General features: G+C 52.7%; 16 protein-coding genes and 1 pseudogene. 16 read left to right on the plus strand and 1 reads right to left on the minus strand.

The window, feature by feature from the left end; all coding sequences use genetic code 11:
- Window positions 1–229: 229 nt before the first annotated feature.
- From EH207_RS02950 to EH207_RS03025, 16 genes are all read left to right on the plus strand, one after another.
- Window positions 230–544: a hypothetical protein gene (locus EH207_RS02950; protein WP_137712662.1), complete on the plus strand. Its 315-nt coding sequence runs from the start codon at window positions 230–232 to the stop codon at window positions 542–544.
- Between the two features lie 69 nt (window positions 545–613).
- On the plus strand, window positions 614–1258 hold the full coding sequence (locus tag EH207_RS02955; RefSeq protein ID WP_137712663.1) for a metallophosphoesterase: 645 nt from the start codon (window positions 614–616) through the stop codon (window positions 1256–1258).
- A 1346-nt stretch (window positions 1259–2604) separates the two neighbouring features.
- The gene (locus tag EH207_RS02960) at window positions 2605–2823 is read left to right on the plus strand and encodes a Flp family type IVb pilin (RefSeq protein WP_217496115.1); all 219 of its coding nucleotides are present in this window, start codon (window positions 2605–2607) and stop codon (window positions 2821–2823) included.
- The gene (locus tag EH207_RS02965) at window positions 2823–3314 is read left to right on the plus strand and encodes an A24 family peptidase (protein ID WP_137712664.1); all 492 of its coding nucleotides are present in this window, start codon (window positions 2823–2825) and stop codon (window positions 3312–3314) included. Before EH207_RS02960 ends, EH207_RS02965 begins: the two co-directional genes overlap by 1 nt.
- A gap of 71 nt (window positions 3315–3385) precedes the next feature.
- Complete coding sequence (locus EH207_RS18300) at window positions 3386–3571, plus strand: hypothetical protein (RefSeq protein WP_246048930.1); 186 nt, start codon at window positions 3386–3388, stop codon at window positions 3569–3571.
- On the plus strand, window positions 3513–4325 hold the full coding sequence (gene cpaB / locus EH207_RS02970; RefSeq protein WP_246048931.1) for a Flp pilus assembly protein CpaB: 813 nt from the start codon (window positions 3513–3515) through the stop codon (window positions 4323–4325). Before EH207_RS18300 ends, cpaB begins: the two co-directional genes overlap by 59 nt.
- Window positions 4315–6573, plus strand: a complete 2259-nt coding sequence (locus EH207_RS18240) for a type II and III secretion system protein family protein (protein WP_217496116.1) — start codon at window positions 4315–4317, stop codon at window positions 6571–6573. The genes cpaB and EH207_RS18240 overlap by 11 nt, the downstream gene beginning before the upstream one ends.
- A 27-nt stretch (window positions 6574–6600) precedes the next feature.
- A complete protein-coding gene (locus EH207_RS02985) occupies window positions 6601–7011 on the plus strand; it encodes a CpaD family pilus assembly lipoprotein (protein WP_175413628.1) in 411 nt (136 codons plus the stop codon).
- Between the two features lie 14 nt (window positions 7012–7025).
- On the plus strand, window positions 7026–8234 hold the full coding sequence (locus EH207_RS02990; protein ID WP_137712666.1) for a CpaE/TadZ family protein: 1209 nt from the start codon (window positions 7026–7028) through the stop codon (window positions 8232–8234).
- Window positions 8231–9670: a TadA family conjugal transfer-associated ATPase gene (locus EH207_RS02995; RefSeq protein ID WP_137712667.1), complete on the plus strand. Its 1440-nt coding sequence runs from the start codon at window positions 8231–8233 to the stop codon at window positions 9668–9670. Before EH207_RS02990 ends, EH207_RS02995 begins: the two co-directional genes overlap by 4 nt.
- Complete coding sequence (locus EH207_RS03000; protein ID WP_137712668.1) at window positions 9667–10650, plus strand: type II secretion system F family protein; 984 nt, start codon at window positions 9667–9669, stop codon at window positions 10648–10650. Before EH207_RS02995 ends, EH207_RS03000 begins: the two co-directional genes overlap by 4 nt.
- Window positions 10651–11592 carry a type II secretion system F family protein gene (locus EH207_RS03005; RefSeq protein WP_137712669.1) on the plus strand — a complete coding sequence of 314 codons (942 nt, stop codon included), beginning with the start codon at window positions 10651–10653 and terminating at the stop codon, window positions 11590–11592.
- A gap of 25 nt (window positions 11593–11617) precedes the next feature.
- Window positions 11618–12385, plus strand: a complete 768-nt coding sequence (locus EH207_RS03010; RefSeq protein WP_175413629.1) for a tetratricopeptide repeat protein — start codon at window positions 11618–11620, stop codon at window positions 12383–12385.
- 4 nt (window positions 12386–12389) lie between these two features.
- Window positions 12390–12872, plus strand: coding sequence for a TadE/TadG family type IV pilus assembly protein (locus EH207_RS03015; RefSeq protein ID WP_137712671.1), 483 nt, complete (start codon window positions 12390–12392; stop codon window positions 12870–12872).
- 8 nt (window positions 12873–12880) lie between these two features.
- A complete protein-coding gene (locus EH207_RS03020) occupies window positions 12881–13528 on the plus strand; it encodes a TadE/TadG family type IV pilus assembly protein (RefSeq protein WP_137712672.1) in 648 nt (215 codons plus the stop codon).
- A gap of 4 nt (window positions 13529–13532) precedes the next feature.
- On the plus strand, window positions 13533–15392 hold the full coding sequence (locus EH207_RS03025; RefSeq protein ID WP_137712673.1) for a TadE/TadG family type IV pilus assembly protein: 1860 nt from the start codon (window positions 13533–13535) through the stop codon (window positions 15390–15392).
- Window positions 15393–15749: 357 nt separating this feature from the next.
- Here the strand turns inward: EH207_RS03025 and EH207_RS03030 are convergent.
- Window positions 15750–15920, minus strand: a pseudogene (locus tag EH207_RS03030) (integrase arm-type DNA-binding domain-containing protein); the annotation flags it as partial.
- Between the last annotated feature and the right edge of the window lie 209 nt (window positions 15921–16129).

Raw genomic sequence — 16129 nt, forward strand, 5'->3', positions numbered from 1 at the left:
CTGTATACTGAAATTTATCGGGCATAAACGTAAATACGATTTTTATTCGGAAGATTATCGCAAATCTTAGGTATCAAGATGATGAATCGATTGGCGTGGAGTTGTATCAATATGTGTTTTAGTCAATTTGGCATTATTATACACATATACTTCAGATGCGGGTTGTGGCGTCTTTTTGTCCCCATAATCCATCATGTGAGAGGCGCTGATTGCATGAAGGAACCGAATGGTGGCGAATGAATTAAAAGACAAGCTTGTTTCCGTGCTGGCTGCGCTACAGACACAGGGTATGACCCCGGAACAGGCTGTCGAGCATATCCTTCACTCTTTCGGGGGACGTGCCGGAGAGATCTCGACGATTTCCGTGATTACGCCGGGGCTGATTGCCGATGTGCTGCTCACGGTGTATCGGGATGCTGTGTCCGCCCGGCAAATCGCCATCATTCTGCACCGCCTGGGTTATGACCGGCAGGCTGTGGCCGGTGCGTTACGTTCTTTCTTTCCTGAGCTTTCCCGCCCCGGCGATGGGGAAAAAGGGGCTTAGTTTTACCCTGAAACCAGCCGGGAAGATCCGCCTCAGACGATTACCCGGCCGCGTAGGGGGGAAGTATTCATGTATCGCAGAATCAGTGGTGATGACTATCGCAAAGTTTTTGTCGTCGGCGATATTCACGGTTGTTATCAGCGCTTGCTGGAGGGGCTGAGCATGCGGCATTTTAACCGTGAGACAGACCTGCTGATCTCGGTTGGCGATCTGATCGATCGCGGGCCAGACAGCCCCTCCTGCCTGGCGTTGCTAAACGACCCCTGGTTTACCGCTGTGTGCGGCAATCATGAGAAAATGGCGCAAGAAGCGCTGAAGGGCGTCAGCGGCTGGCTTTGGGCGCGTAACGGCGGTTCATGGTATTCCGCGCTTGATGGCGCGGATAAAACAATAGCAGCTAAACGCATCGTCCAAACGGCAAACCTGCCGCTGGTTATCGAGGTCAGCCTCGGCCACCGACATTATGTGATTGCCCATGCGGATTATCCCGCGAACGAGTATGTGTTCGGCAAGGTCATTGACGAGGACGAGCTTGTTTGGGGGCGTACCCGCATCACGCGCGCAATGGCAGGAGAGGGCGATAATATCTCCGGCGCTAATCTGTTTATCTTCGGTCATACGCCGCTTAACAAACCCTTGATATTTTTTAACCAGCTTTACATCGATACGGGAGCGGTGTTCGGTGGCCCACTGACGCTGATTGAACTGCGCTGATAAGGCGCACCGCACCATCGTAGAGCATGCATCGGCAGGCGTGAGCCACTACGGGATTACTTAGCGTCAGAACAGCAATGGAGCCGCCCAATACGGCGGTCGTGGCGCGATAATGCCTGTAACACAAACCGTGGTGGCTTTAAGGCCGGGCTGCGGTAGGAGGGCACACATTACCGGGGAGCATCGTAAGATATCAACCAAACCAGAGGGCAATGATCTGGGTGAGCGCCTGTCCCAGTATTCTGCACCACACTACCGTACATCGTCGAACTGTTTGAATATCGCGCGATTGGCCTTTCATTTACTCCCCCTTGCCCCTTCTTTCTCGATTTTTTGATTATATTTTTTATAATTATTATTTTTTTAATCATATTGTCATAAAACCCTTTTATTAGTTTATGATTCTTGACTTCACTTTAATGTGATTCATTATCGTTTTTAACCGGACTGCAAAGAAAAATATGAAATGTGGTTTTGTTGTTTTTGAGGTTTAAATCCAGATCTGTTTGATCTGGCTAATTCCGCTTAGAGAAGTCATTGAACCAGATTTCAGGAAAATGGGATCATATAAAAAGGACATTTTTGTGCAGAAAATAATAACCGTTGTAAAAGATCTTTATATATGTCTTGATACGCTCAGGCTATCAAAAACGATTAAATCTATCGGTATAAATGATTTGTAATGAATTTTTTTTTGTTTAGAGTGAGTTCGAGATACGGCATCACTCTAAATTGAATTTAGATGGATATCTTTATATCTTCAAGAAAAGAGGGTCTGAAAATGGACGTTTTGGATAGCACTCTGTAATTCATATTCACGAAATCATCAATGATAATAGTATAGCGCACAGGTGTTGGGATCGCCTGGCGTTTGCTTTCTCTCATCAAAACTATTTTATATCTTCAGAAAATTAATAAGATCCTTGCGGAAAGTGGTCTGGAAGCTGATAGGTTATAACTATTTTATTAATTTAAAATTATTTTATTCAAGCAAGCTATAGTTAGATTCATTTAAAGTAGGTTGAAATGTTGGTTGTTGTTTTAACGGTTCTTTTTACTGGCTGAGTCTGTTTAAGAAATCAATTGATATAAATTTTCTTTGCTAATTGAACCAGTAAAAGCATAGAGTAAACAGTAATTTTAAAAGTTAGCGTTATCAAATGCCAAGTTAATGATGCTATTGTGAAATATTTAATTTGGTTATATTTGTAGAGAAAGAATTTCTAAGTCACTTAGAAATGTCGCCATTGCATGTGCATTTTAGTTGCAATACTTAGCACGCTATTTATTTGGCGATGGAATCATATCGTTCATTTATTCAGTTAAATTATTCTCAAGGAGAAACAATGATGCGTAAATTATTTAAAGCATTACAGAAAGATGAGCGTGGTGTATCTGCCCTGGAATATGCCATTCTGGCCGGGGTTATTGTGGTGGTGGTTGCTGCCGGAGTGGGAGGATTCAAAGGCAATATTGAAACACTATTTAAGAGTGCGGATTCTGCTATTAAAGAGGCGGCAACCAAAAGTGAATCTACCACTGCTGGCAAAGGTACCGGCGGCTAATGATTTTTGCGCCGCTGCTGGTGTTATTTGGGCTGTTAATACATGCCGATTTAACCCGTCGCTGCCTGCCTAATCGCTGGATATTGTTTTACGCCCTATTATTTCCCTTTTATTTTTTTTATCAGGGAACTAATTGGGTGCTATTCGCCACGCATTGTTTAATAGGCTTAATTACTTTTGCGCTGCTGCTGCTGTTATTTATTCGCGGCGGCGTCGGCGGGGGTGATGTCAAATTAGGCGCAGTGGTGATGCTCTGGGCTGGGCCGCTTTACGCGGCGCCAGCTCTGGTCGTCATTAGTGTGGTTGGTGCACTGTTGGGTATCGCGGGCTGGCTGGCGGACAGAATAATAAAACCGCCGGAAGCGGCTGTCAGCGGAATGGCCTCTACGTTGGGTTATGCGATTTCGGCCCGGCGCGGCGTACCCTACGGTGTGGCATTGGTCGCAGGAGGGATGACCGTGCTGATTATTAGTCAGGGTTTACACGTGTGATTTAACCCGTGCCGCCATCCTGTTTTTCAGCTTTTCAGCGAGTTGCTAATCCAGTCGGGAGTGAGCTGTTGATGTCTTCGGTATTGAAATTGGCTTTGATTCTGCTGGCGGCTGCATTGCTGGCCGGGATCGCCCGCATCATGTTTGTCAGCAGTCAGCAGTCAGCAGTCAGCAGTCAGCCCCCCGCCGGAACAGACGGTGCAGGTGCGGATCGCCGCTGCGGTATTGCCGGAAGGATTGCTGCTGCGCGAGGGTGATCTGGGCTGGAAAGCCTACGCGGAAAACGACGTCCCGAAAGGGGCGCTGATTGAAGGTAGCGCCGAAGCCAACCTTAACGGTGCGCTGGTACGCAAACAGATGAATAAAGGGGCGCTAATTCTGGCGAGTGATGTGATCCGCCCGGATGCGCCTGGTTTTCTTGCTGCGGCGCTAAAGCCGGGGATGCGTGCGGTTTCCGTGCCGGTGGATGACGTTTCTGGTAATGCGGGGCTGATTCAGCCGGGTGATTTTGTCGATATCATCCTTACTCAGCGGATGCGGCAGGCGGAGAACAATCATAACGGTAACGCACCGTTGGTAGTGAGTGAAACGGTTGTCGAACGAGTACGCATTATTGCCGTGGGTTCCAGTATACAGCGTCAAACGGAGGAGAATGGCACAGCTATTCGCGCCAATACGGTCACCATTGAGGTGGCGCCCCGTGCGGCGGAAGCGGTGACCGTGGCGGCGCAACTGGGCAGCTTATCAATGGCGTTGCGCAGTTTTGCGGTGGACGATCGGGATGCGCTCAATCGTGATAATCCGCAATATGCAACGGCATCGGTTGTGGCGTGGGACAACACAGTCGGGAAAGAAAACCGGCCTATATGGGGCGGCGATGTCTCCCGTGCATTGGGGAATACCGTCTCGAAGCCATTAGAAGAGAAGGCGACCCCGCTTAAGCCACGCCAGGTGATCATTATGCGGGGCAGTCAACGTCAGGAACAGGAGTTTGGCACCTATGCTCGCTAGTATTTCATTGCGCACTTTGATATTTACGCTGGCGTTGTCCGCTTTATCGCTGACCATGGCGGCCAGGGCGCAGACACCGCTGGCGGAGACACCGCAGGAGGAAACGCCGCTGGCGCAAACCCAGCGTGAAGAGACGCCTCCGGCGCAGACTTCTCAGGAGGAAACGCCGCTGGCGCAGACCCAGCGTGAAGAGACGCCGCTAGCGCAGACGTCGCAGGAGGAAACGCCGCTGGCGCAAACCCAGCGTCAAGAGACGCCTCCGGCGCAGACGTCGCAGGAGGAAACGCCGCTGGCGCAGATCCAGCGTGAAGAGACGCCTCCGGCGCAGACGTCGCAGGAGGAAACGCCGCTGGCGCAGATCCAGCGTGAAGAGACGCCGCAGACGCAGACGTCGCAGGAGGAAACGCCGCTGGCGCAGATCCAGCGTGAAGAGACGCCGCAGACGCAGACGTCGCAGGAGGAAACGCCGCTGGCGCAAATCCAGCGTGAAGAGACGCCGCAGACGCAGACGTCGCAGGAGGAAACGCCGCTGGCGCAGACCCAGCGTGAAGAGACGCCGCAGACGCAGACGTCGCAGGAGGAAACGCCGCTGGCGCAGACCCAGCGTGAAGAGACGCCGCAGGCGCAGACGTCGCAGGAGGAAACGCCGCTGGCGCAGATCCAGCGTGAAGAGACATCGCAGGCGCAGACGTCGCAGGAGGAAACGCCGCTGGCGCAGACCCAGCGTGAAGAGACGTCGCAGGAGGAAACGCCGCTGGCGCAGATCCAGCGTGAAGAAACACCGCTTATGCAGACACTGTTGGCGAAAACACCGCTGGTGCAGACGCCGCTGGCGAAGGCACCGTTGGTGCAGACGCCGATGGCGAGGGCACCGCTGGTGCAGACGCCGATGGCGAGGGCACCGCTGGTGCAGACGCCGCTGGCGAGGGCACCGCTGGTGCAGACGCCGCTGGCGAGGGCACCGCTGGTGCAGAGACCGCTGGCGCTGTCTGTCGGCGCTGGGAAGTTAATCAATGTCGCCGCTGAGATGACGACGGTATTTGTTGCGGACCCGGAGATAGCCGATGTGCAGTCGCCGGCTGAGGGGGCGGTGCTGGTGTTGGGGAAACGGGTAGGCACTACATCGCTGTACGTGCTGGATGCAGCGGGCAAACCGCTGCTACAGCGCACGGTGGTGGTTCGCCATAATCTGGGTGAGGTGCAAAGCTCATTACGCCAGCGTTTTCCGAAACTGCGTCTGGGGCTGACGTCGGCGCCTGGCTCGATTATGGTGGCGGGTCAGGTTCCCAACGCCGAAACCGCCGAAGCGATTGTCCAGACGATTAGTCCTTATCTGACGGAAAAGGAGCAATTACTCAACCAGTTGACGATCGCCAGCCCGGTGCAGGTGCATCTGCGGGTGCGGGTGACGGAAGTTTCGCGCTCGGTCATACAGCAACTGGGGGTGAACTGGGAAGTTATGTCCAGTCCGGGAAACTTTATGCTTGGGTTGGGCGGCATACGTGATTTTACATCCGGCTCGGGCACGGGGACCACTTATACCAGGGCGCCCGGCGCGTATGGCATCGTAGGTGGGTTCAAGACGGGCAACACGTCGATTGAAACCATGATTGACGCGCTGGATCAAGAAGGACTGGTCAGTATTCTGGCTGAACCCAATTTGACCGCGGTGTCCGGTCAGACCGCCAGCTTTCTGGCGGGCGGGGAGTTTCCGGTGCCAATCAAACAGGAATCGGATTCGATGAGCGTCGAGTTCAAACCATTCGGCGTTGCGCTTGATTTTACCCCCACGGTGCTGGGCGACGACCGCATCAGCCTCAAAGTCCGGCCTGAGATCAGCGAGATCGACCCTAATAACAGCATCGTGATGGACGGGCTGACGATCCCCGGTGTTTCTGTGCGGCGCGTCGAAACCACCGTCGAGCTTGCGAGCGGCCAGAGCTTCGCTATCGGCGGGTTGTTACAGAACAACGTCAGCGACATGCTCTCAAAAGTCCCCGGGCTGGGCTCGGTGCCTGTGTTGGGAAAACTGTTTTCTTCTTCAAATTTTCAAAACAATAAAAGCGAACTGGTGGTGATTGTCACGCCGTATCTGGTGCGGCCCGCCGCTGCCAGTCAACTGGCTACCCCGCTGGACAGCATGCGGGCCAATACCGATATCGAGTTTATTGTGAATAAAAAGCTCGGTTATGACCCGTTGCTAAATGAAGTGCCCCGGCTGACCGGGTCGGCAGGTTTTGTTTATTAGTGATTTGTGCGCAAAAGGAGTGTGAGGATGACTATTTCCACCGAGCCGCGCCGCAGTCTCGCTTTACTGGTCATCATTGGCGCGGCCATGCTGTTGGCGGGCTGTGCTTCATGGCAACGGGATGACGATGGTATGCCGGATGTTTCATCAATAACGTTGCATCAGCGCGGCGGACGCTGGGTTGCGGTTCCGCCAGACTGCTACAAATTACTGCAACCTGGCTACCACTGGAGCCTTGAAGGACGCAAGCAGGTAGCGTTTGGCTGCGCTACCTATACCAATCTGGCGATCAGTCTGGCGCGGCCACAGGATTTATCCCGACCGCGTGTTTATAGCGGTATGCAAGCGGACGCGGCGGCTTTGGCGATAACGCGCTATCGGCAGAATAAGGTCGAGCCGCTACGACAGACCGAGTCGACTTCGAAAACAGGTGAATAAGCGGATAGGGACATATGAGCGTACTGGGTGAGAAAGATCGTAGCGAACAGCGTACGGTAAACTTCGCTGCATTTGTTCAAGATGCGAGCAGTAAAGAGGAAATAACACGTTTCCTGAAGGCGAGCACCCTAACTGATAGCCGGGTCGAGCGCGGTAATATCGATGATGTGATCGCCTGGCTGAAAAAAACAGGCCGTTCACCACAGCGATTGCTGGTGGATATCTCGGGCTCCAGCGGACCGCTGGATGAGCTGGATCGGCTCGCCAATGCCTGTGAACCATCGGTACAGGTCTATGTGGTGGGGGATCGCAACGATGTCGGGCTGTATCGCAATTTGCTGCAACGCGGAGTGCAAGACTATCTGGTGAAGCCGCTGGGCGCCGAATTACTGCGCCGTACGCTGGAATCGGATGGCACTAATAGCGTGCGCCAGCGGCGTCTTGGCAAAGTTATCACGGTGGTTGGCACGCGTGGTGGGGTCGGCACCACCAGCGTGGCGACGCATCTGGCCAGAGAGCTTGCTGTTGGCGGTGCGCATCGACGCGTTGTGTATATCGATCTCGATTTTTATGGCGGCAGCGGCACCAGTATGCTGGGGCTGGCGGGCGGGAGCGCCCTGCTTGAAATTCTGGGGAATGTAAACCGTCTGGACCCGCAGTATCTGGAGCGTACGCTGTCTACGGTGGACAACAGGCTGTATGCCCTGGGTGCTGAACTGGATTATATGGACGACTATAAGCAGGCGGAAGGCGCGCTGGAGGCGCTACTGGCGACGCTCAGTCAGCATTTCCACTATGTGGTGTTGGATATTCCCCTGCGTGGCGGCGAGCTGGCTTCCGAAGCATTTTCTCATGCCAGCCTCGCCTGCGTGGTGACGGATCGGTCGGTTTATTCGGCCAGATCGCTGGTCAGGCTGGTGCGTCATATCGAGGCGCACCCCAATCCGGCGACGGTGTATAACATCGTCAATCAACCACAGCCATTGAACCGTAATAAAGCCAATATAGATGATTTCGTCAAAGCGGTAGATCTGCCTGTTGCGGTGGAAATCGGCTATGACGCCCAATCGTTGTCGCTGGCGGAAAATTTGGCAGAGGCGCTGCCGGAGCGAAGTGAGTTTGCGCAGGGCATAAAACAGCTTGCCAATATCCTGACGGGTGAAGTTCAGAGCGGGCAGCAGGCCTCGTGGTTGCAGAAGTTGTTAATGAAGGGGTCAGCATGATTTTCGGACGCAAATTGACAGTGGCGCCCGAATCGGTGACGCCGCCGCAGGAAACTTCGCCGCCAGAAAGTGATAGCGCTCAAGAGAAAAAATCGATCGCCGCGTCCGTAGTGAAAACCGCGTCCCCCGATGCGGGATCTCCGGTGGCTTACCGCCTGCCGGAAGGCGAGGATACGGTGGTGCGCTCCGAAAACTACCTCCGCATCCGCCAGACGGTATTTTCCACCATTGATGTCTCCAGCGCGCTCAATCGCAGCCGTGAAGAGGTCAGGCATGATGTCGAAACCATTATCGCCGAAACGGTGGTGATGGAAGGTATGCCGGTGACGCAGACCGAACAGCGGCTGATGGGGCAGGAGATTCTTAACGATATGTTTGGTGTAGGGCCGATTGAACCATTGTTACAGGATGAAACGGTGTCCGACATTATGGTTAATGGTCCGGATCAGATTTATGTGGAACGTTTCGGCAAGCTGGAATTAACGCCGCTTAAATTTCGCGATAACGCTCATGTTATCAGCGTCGCCCAGCGTATCGCCTCGTCAGTGGGGCGGCGGGTGGATGAGAGTAGCCCCATGGTGGATGCTCGGCTGTCCGACGGTAGCCGGGTTAACGTGATTTTACCGCCGCTGGCGATTGATGGCGCGTCGATCTCAATCCGTAAGTTCTCCCGCCGGGATCTGACGCTACAGCGGCTGATAGCAAGAAACTGCCTTTCGCCGGCCATGGCCAGGGTGTTGGAGATCGCGGCCGCCAGCCGGCTCAATATCATTATTTCCGGCGGCACGGGGTCGGGGAAGACCACGCTGCTTAATGCGTTGTCGCGGTTTATCTCTGTGAATGAACGTATTATCACCGTTGAAGACGCGGCCGAATTGCAGCTACAGCAGCCTCATGTATTGAGACTTGAGACGCGGCCGGCGAATATGGAAGGGAGCGGTAAAGTGGCTCAGGGGGATTTGGTGCGCAACGCGCTGCGTATGCGGCCTGACCGGATCATCCTGGGTGAGACGCGAGGCGTGGAGGCGCTGGATGTGTTGCAGGCGATGAATACCGGCCATGACGGTTCGATGACAACCCTGCATGCCAACAACCCGCGTGATGCGCTGATCCGTTTGGAAAGCATGGTGTTGATGGCGAACGGAAACCTGCCGCTGTATTCCATTCGTCGCCAGATTTCCAGTGCGGTACACATGATTGTACAGGTTGAGCGGATGCGCGACGGTACCCGGCGCGTCACCAGTATTACCGAATTGGCGGGGATGGAAGGTGAAGTGATTGTCACCCAGGAGCTGTTCCGCTTCAGTTACGATGCCAGCGCTTTTGATGATGAGGTGAAGGGAACCTTTGACAGTAGCGGCATGCGACCTATTTTCGCCGAGCGCGCGCGTTATTACGGTATGGAAATTGCACTGTTGGAGGCAATGCGCCCATGAGCCAGGCTGATGTGGTGATGCTGCTGGCCTTTGCCGCCAGCGTGTTGGCCGGGCTCGCCATCATCGTATTGAGCAATGCGTTGAGTCAGCGGGCCGTCGTGCGTATTCGGCAACGTTTGAAAGCGATTACCGGCTTTTCGGGCAATGCGTCACGGCAGAAAATTCTGCTGGAACTGGAGCGCGCTCAGTCGGAAGCGCGTCGTCGTCGTCGGCGTCAGGCGATGGGAACGCTGGGGTACTACCTTAACCGGTTGGATACCGTGGGCGGGAAACAAGGAAAGCGGATGCTGTTCGTATGCACGGCGGCGACACTTCTGTTTGGCATCGCTCTGCTAGCGCTTGGTCTGATACCGGCTACCTGGTGGAGTATCCCGCTGGCGCTGCTGGCCGCTCCGCTGGCCGTCACCATCTTTGTCTACCAAAAACAGGTTGAGCGGTTCCAGATTCAGTTTCTTAATCAGTTGCCGGAGGCGATGGATCTGATTACCCGCGCTAGTCAGGCCGGGATACCGATTACACAGTCCATTCGTAATGTCGGCAACCATGTCACGGCGCCACTCGGGCCGGAATTCCTCAAGATGGGCGACGGGCTGTTATTAGGTAATGAAATTCAGGAGGTGGTGGACGAAGCGGTATTGCGTGTCAAATTACCTGACTTTGCCTTTTTTGCCGTCTGCCTTGCTTTACAACGTGATACCGGCGGATCGCTGGTGGAAGCGCTGGATAATCTTTCCACCATAATCCGCTCACGGCGCGATTTACGGCTGAAGACCAAAGCGATGACGGCCGAAGGGCGCCTGTCCGGTTTGATCCTCGCAGTGTTGCCGTTTTGCATCACGGGCGCGCTGTTCGTGCTTAATCCGACGTACATCGGCATCATGTTCGATACCCCTAACGGACAAAAGCTGCTTTGGGTCGCGGGTATTATGCTGGCGCTGGGCGTGATGTCGATTCGCAAGATCGCCAAAATGGAGGTTTGAGTGGATTTACTTTATGTCACATGCCTGTTGTGCGCGGTAACCGGCGTGGCGTTATATCTGTATGCCCGCGTCGGACGCCGCGCCAGGCTGGCTGAACGGTTGCAAGCCGAGGTATTACGTAAGCGTAGCCAACTTCAGGAGCAGGTTGATTCGTGGCGGCACCACGCTTTACCTCAGCGGGTGCTGCGGATATTACAGCGTATTGGTCACTTTGCGCCGCTGTTCAGCGCGGCCCAGCGCACAGAAATTGCGGGAAAACTGGTGTCGGCCGGGTTCCGCAGTCCTCAAGCGCTGATTATTGTCGCCGCTTTGTCACTGTTGTCGATGGTTTCTCTGGGGTTGCTGGTGGCGTTTTTCGCCTGGCCATATCTGGAAGGCAACTGGATATATGCGCTGGCGCTGATACTACTGGCAATCTACCTGGGTACGTTATTCCCGCGTCTGCTGCTTGACCGAATGGTGCTGCGGCGTCAGCGGCTAATCCAGCAAAGCCTGCCGGACGCACTTGATCTGCTGGTGATCTGCACCAATGCCGGGCTGGGTTTAAACAGCGCCCTTCAGCGGGTGGCCGAAGAAATGGAAATGGTCTGCCCGGCGCTGGGGGATGAACTGCGTTTAACCTCTGGCGAATTGCAAATCAGTAGCGATACCGAAACGGTACTCAACCGACTGGTTGAACGCACCAGGCTGGATTCCATCCGTACGCTGGTGAACACGCTGCTGCAATCACGTCAGTATGGCACGGCGATTACTCAGGCATTGCGTGTTCTGGCTCGCTCCGAACGTACCGCCCGCATGATGCGGCTGGAAGAAGCGGCCGCCAAGCTTGCGGTGAAAATCACCCTGCCCATGATGTTGTTTATTATGCCGACGGTGTTAATTGTGGCGGCGGGGCCGGCAGTACTAGGATTGATGGCTTTTTTTGCGACACAGCAACAATAAAAATATCACATGAAGGATGGTGGTGATGGAACATAAATATCGATTAGTTCTGATGCTTTGTATAGCGGTTTTATTGGCGGGCTGTGGTTCAGCGCCAGCGCATAAGGAAAAAGAGGTACAGGGAAAATCTCTTGTTGGGGAAAGCGATCTGCGCATTGCCGCCAGTGCGTTACAGAGTGGAGATTTCAATGTCGCCCAGTCAATCTATGGCCGTTTGGTTAAACAACAGCCCGATAACGTCAACGCCTGGCTAGGACTGGCGGATACCCATTTCATGATGGGCGAGTTGGACGCCGCCAATAAAGCGTACGCTACCATGCAGCAGCTTGACCCGAAAAATATTGACGCCCAACTGGGACAGGCCCGGATTTTGGTGCGGAATCGCAATCTGACGGAGGCCATCGCCCGCTTTAAGTCTATTCTCACTCGTTTTCCCAATCATCCGCTGGCGCTGTCCGGGCTAGGGGTCAGCTACGATCTGTCTGGCGATCCTGACCAGGCGCAGAGCACTTATCGCCGCGGGTTACAGTTACACCCTGATGACGCGGCACTGCGTACCAATTTCGGGCTATCGCTGGCGTTGAGCGGGAAACCCCGCGAAGCAGTTAATGTTCTGCTGGGAAACTCCGGCGTATCCGGCAAACTGCCGCAGGCGCGGGATAACCTGGCATTGGCATATGGCATGTTGGGGCGGGACGATGCTGCCGAAGAAATTCTGATGAGCAGCCAGTCGCGGAGCGCGGTAGAGGATAATTTGGAGTTCTATCACTACCTGCGCAACAACATGAGGTGACCGTGTGAAAGTTAACGTTGCAACGTCTCTGCGCCGCAATCAGCGCGGTGTCACCGCGCTGGGATATGCGCTGGTCGCGCCATTACTGTTTGCTGTGGTGTTTGTTGCCTTGGAAGTGGCTTTCATCATGCTGGCCGACGCGCATCTGGATATTGCGGCCAACCGGGTGGCGCGTATGGGGCGTATCGGCATTCAAGGGAATTGTCAACAGGCTGTGCGGGGCGTCATGAACAACACATTGTCCGCCTGGGTTCGCAACGAGAATGAAATGTATGCGGACGCCAAAATTTACACGCCGGGCGGGGATAATGATTTCAACGATCCGGGTGATAAAAATTATGAGCCGGTTTGTAACGCTGGCGGGCGGGGCGATATGGTGATCTATCGGCTGGCTTTTGACCGTCCCGGTCTGACAGGGTTTATCGCCTGGCTGGGATACACCAAAATGCGTTTTGAACGCGTGATCCTGATCCAGAACGAACCGTGAGACAGCGTATGATGAAGATCGGGTATTCTCTGCGGCGGCGTTTGGCACAGACCGCATTGTGGCGTGTCGGGCGCGACAGCAACGGCGTGGCGGCGGTCGAAGCGGCGCTGATTATTCCAGTGGCGGTCTTTCTTATCTTTGGCGCCTGGGAACTCTATAGCTATTACAGAGCTGCGGCGGTAGTGGAACGCACGGCGTTTCTGGTGGCAAACAGCCTGTCTATGCAGCGTGAATTGAAAGACGGTAATCAATGCTCTCTGGCCGATGATGTCTGCACTTATAACGCCATTGCCCAAGATCTGATGACCCCGCTCGATTATAAAAATAACGGCGGCCTCATCATTAGTCTTTATACCGCGAAACCGGATAAAAGAGGTGCCCTGGTCTGGACGTCCAAAGAGGCAGATAAGGAGGGGTGGCGGAGAATTTATCGAGGCAGCGGCAATAAACGTGCTCTGGTTTCCCTGTTGGCGCCGCCTGCCGGCTTCCCGCAGGCGACGATTGACGACACCACGATCGTGGTGGAAGCGTTCTATCACTACACCCCGTTTACCATCGCTTCAACATTCTGGCCGAAACTGGGCGGCGAGCGGCAAATTGTCAGCCGGGTATTCTATCGCCCACGTTTTGGCGCCTTAAAGGTGTTGGGGAGATAACACGATGGAGAAAAGAATGATGAGTACGCACTGGCTGTTCCTTATCACACTGCTGCGGGAACAGCGCGGCGCGGTAACAATGACCTATCTGCTCTGTTTTCCTGTGATATTGCTGGCGCTGCTGGGGTCGATTGATTTTATCCGTTACAGCATGGCGCAGGACAAGTTGCAGAACTCGCTGGATGCGGCGGTGATTTCCGCCGGGCGTAATCTGGACAAATTCACACCAGATAAAGGTTCTGACGATGAAACCAAGTGGCGCACCGACGCCAGCCGCTATTTTCGCAGCAATATGCCGGAGAATTTTCTCGGCAGCCACATCCCGCTGGAAAATTTAAAGATAACTTACGGCACTGAAAACAATGAACAGGGCGCTATCTCCGGGCAACTGGTGCGAATGTCCGTAAGTGGCACCTTGCCATTATTGTCAACCGGCATGATGGAAAGAACCGCTTTTACACTGATGGCGACAAACGAAGCGGTACGCCGTACCCGCAGCGATGTGGAAATGGTGCTGGCGCTGGATAATACCGGTTCTATGGGGCATGAAGACCGGATTGGCAAGCTGAAAATCGCTGCTACGAAACTGGTGGATACATTGCTGAGCGCGGCGCAGGCCGGCAAGGTCGCCAGCCAATCATTCATCGGTGTCGTGCCTTTTGCCGATACGGTGTATGTTGGCCAAGAGAAAGTACATTGGCTGTCACCAAGGGCGCAGCAGATGCGCTACATCGAAGCAGGCAAGCATTGGGGCGGTTGTTTGGTAGAACCTTACGTCAATAACACCTTCGAGGCCAAACCGGGGTTACCAGGCAATTTTGAGCCGCTGATGACGGTTGGGACAAAAGAAATCGACATGAAAAAAGTTGAAAACGTCCCTTATTATGAAATTGATGGCAATTCTTTAGAAATTAGCGGCCAGGACATTGATAAGCGAATAAACGATCCTGATTTGAAAAATAATCATACAATCCGAGTCAGCTTCGCTTTTAATTCTTATCATCGCCAATGGCAATATGGTGATACAGGCTGGTTGAATAATTGTCTGTCAGACCGAAAAATGATTTTTCTCAGCAATAATGCACCCGATCTAAAGCGTAAGATTAATGCAATGGAGATAGGTGGTCGTACTATTATTCCATTAGGTTTATTATGGTCATGGCGTATGCTTGACGCAGACTGGCGTGGCGCTGACGGTTGGGGGGATAGTAATAAACCCCGCGATCCCGCGATCGGCTTGAAGAAAGTTATTGTTCTGCTGACCGATGGCAATAATGGCCTCGATCCTGTCGTAGGCACTACCGTCCCCTTTAAATTGAAAGATGTAGGCGTTATTATCGATGGCGAGAATGATGGTGAAAAGAGTGTTAATTTAAGTTTTAAATATCGGTTAAATAAAGGTGATGCCTGGTCGAAACGGTATTTACCGCTGAAAATATCTGATGATAGTAACTTTTTAAATAGATTCTATGCTAATAGCTCTGATTTTAATTCGTTACGAATAGGCTCTCCTGATGAATTAAAGGCAGGGGGGACTGAAAATGGTACAAAAATAAATCCTTTTGGTCTGTTATTTCAGAAGCCGAGTGGTAACGACTCTGATTGGCTGGTCGGTAATAATACGCTTAATACGCTGACCACCAAGCTGTGTGAAAACATTAAAAACGAATACCAGGAAAAAAATAAAAATATCGAAATCTACACAGTGGTGCTGGGCAGCGGCACCAATGACAGAACCAAATCTATGATGCAAAACTGTTCTAGCGGCACGGGCAACTATTTTGATGCCAGCAACGTGGACCATCTATCCTCTGCGTTTCAGAGCATTGCCAGTTCGCTCACCGAACTGCGGTTAAATAAATAGCTGGGGTCTCTGTAAGCTATGATGTATTTTTTGATTTATAATGGGCTTTGCTGCACCTCGAAAATGATTTATTCAACAATCTATGGTCACCCCGTTTTTTGCAACTACTGAATTTGATACAAGTTGGCTTGCTTTAATCTATTCGGCGTCACGGTGAGCAAACATGCCTGCGCCTTGATGAGTTTCGCGCCTGATGAACCTTAAAAAGCCGTCGGCTTCATTGAGCCATTATTGAATTCAGGTTTTCATCAGGCCGTCAGGCCTTTTATGTCATCAATATTCAGTCTTCGCAAAACCAGATGGGTCACTATTTTAATCAATTAGCTGTAAGTCTGCCTCAATAAGGGTTTGTCCTAGCTTTTTGGTTACTGGCACCGCATACCTGAAATACCAATTTTTCTTGCCGCCTACAGAGAGAGGGGCGATTCGTAGCATCAGGCCGTCACCATCAAAAAGGTTGATCTCCTTTTCTGCTGGCTTAGTATTTTTGATTTCAGTGTCAGTAAGTTTCTTAGCGATCTTTGCCATTTTAGGACCCTCGATTTTGGGACCCTTTGCGTTGGGTCCCAAAAAGGGTGCCATAACGAGTAGCTTCGCGCTGGGGGGATTTGAATTTGTCATTTAATTATTTAATTTTAAAATATATTAATGATTTTTATTTAGGATTATGGGCCCAAGAGTGGGCCTAAAAGTTTATTCACATTAGATCCTGTCCCTGTGATGGCTGGTAAGGTGAA

Origin of the sequence: Brenneria rubrifaciens (assembly GCF_005484945.1) — a bacterium.
Classification (GTDB): Bacteria; Pseudomonadota; Gammaproteobacteria; order Enterobacterales; family Enterobacteriaceae; genus Brenneria; species Brenneria rubrifaciens.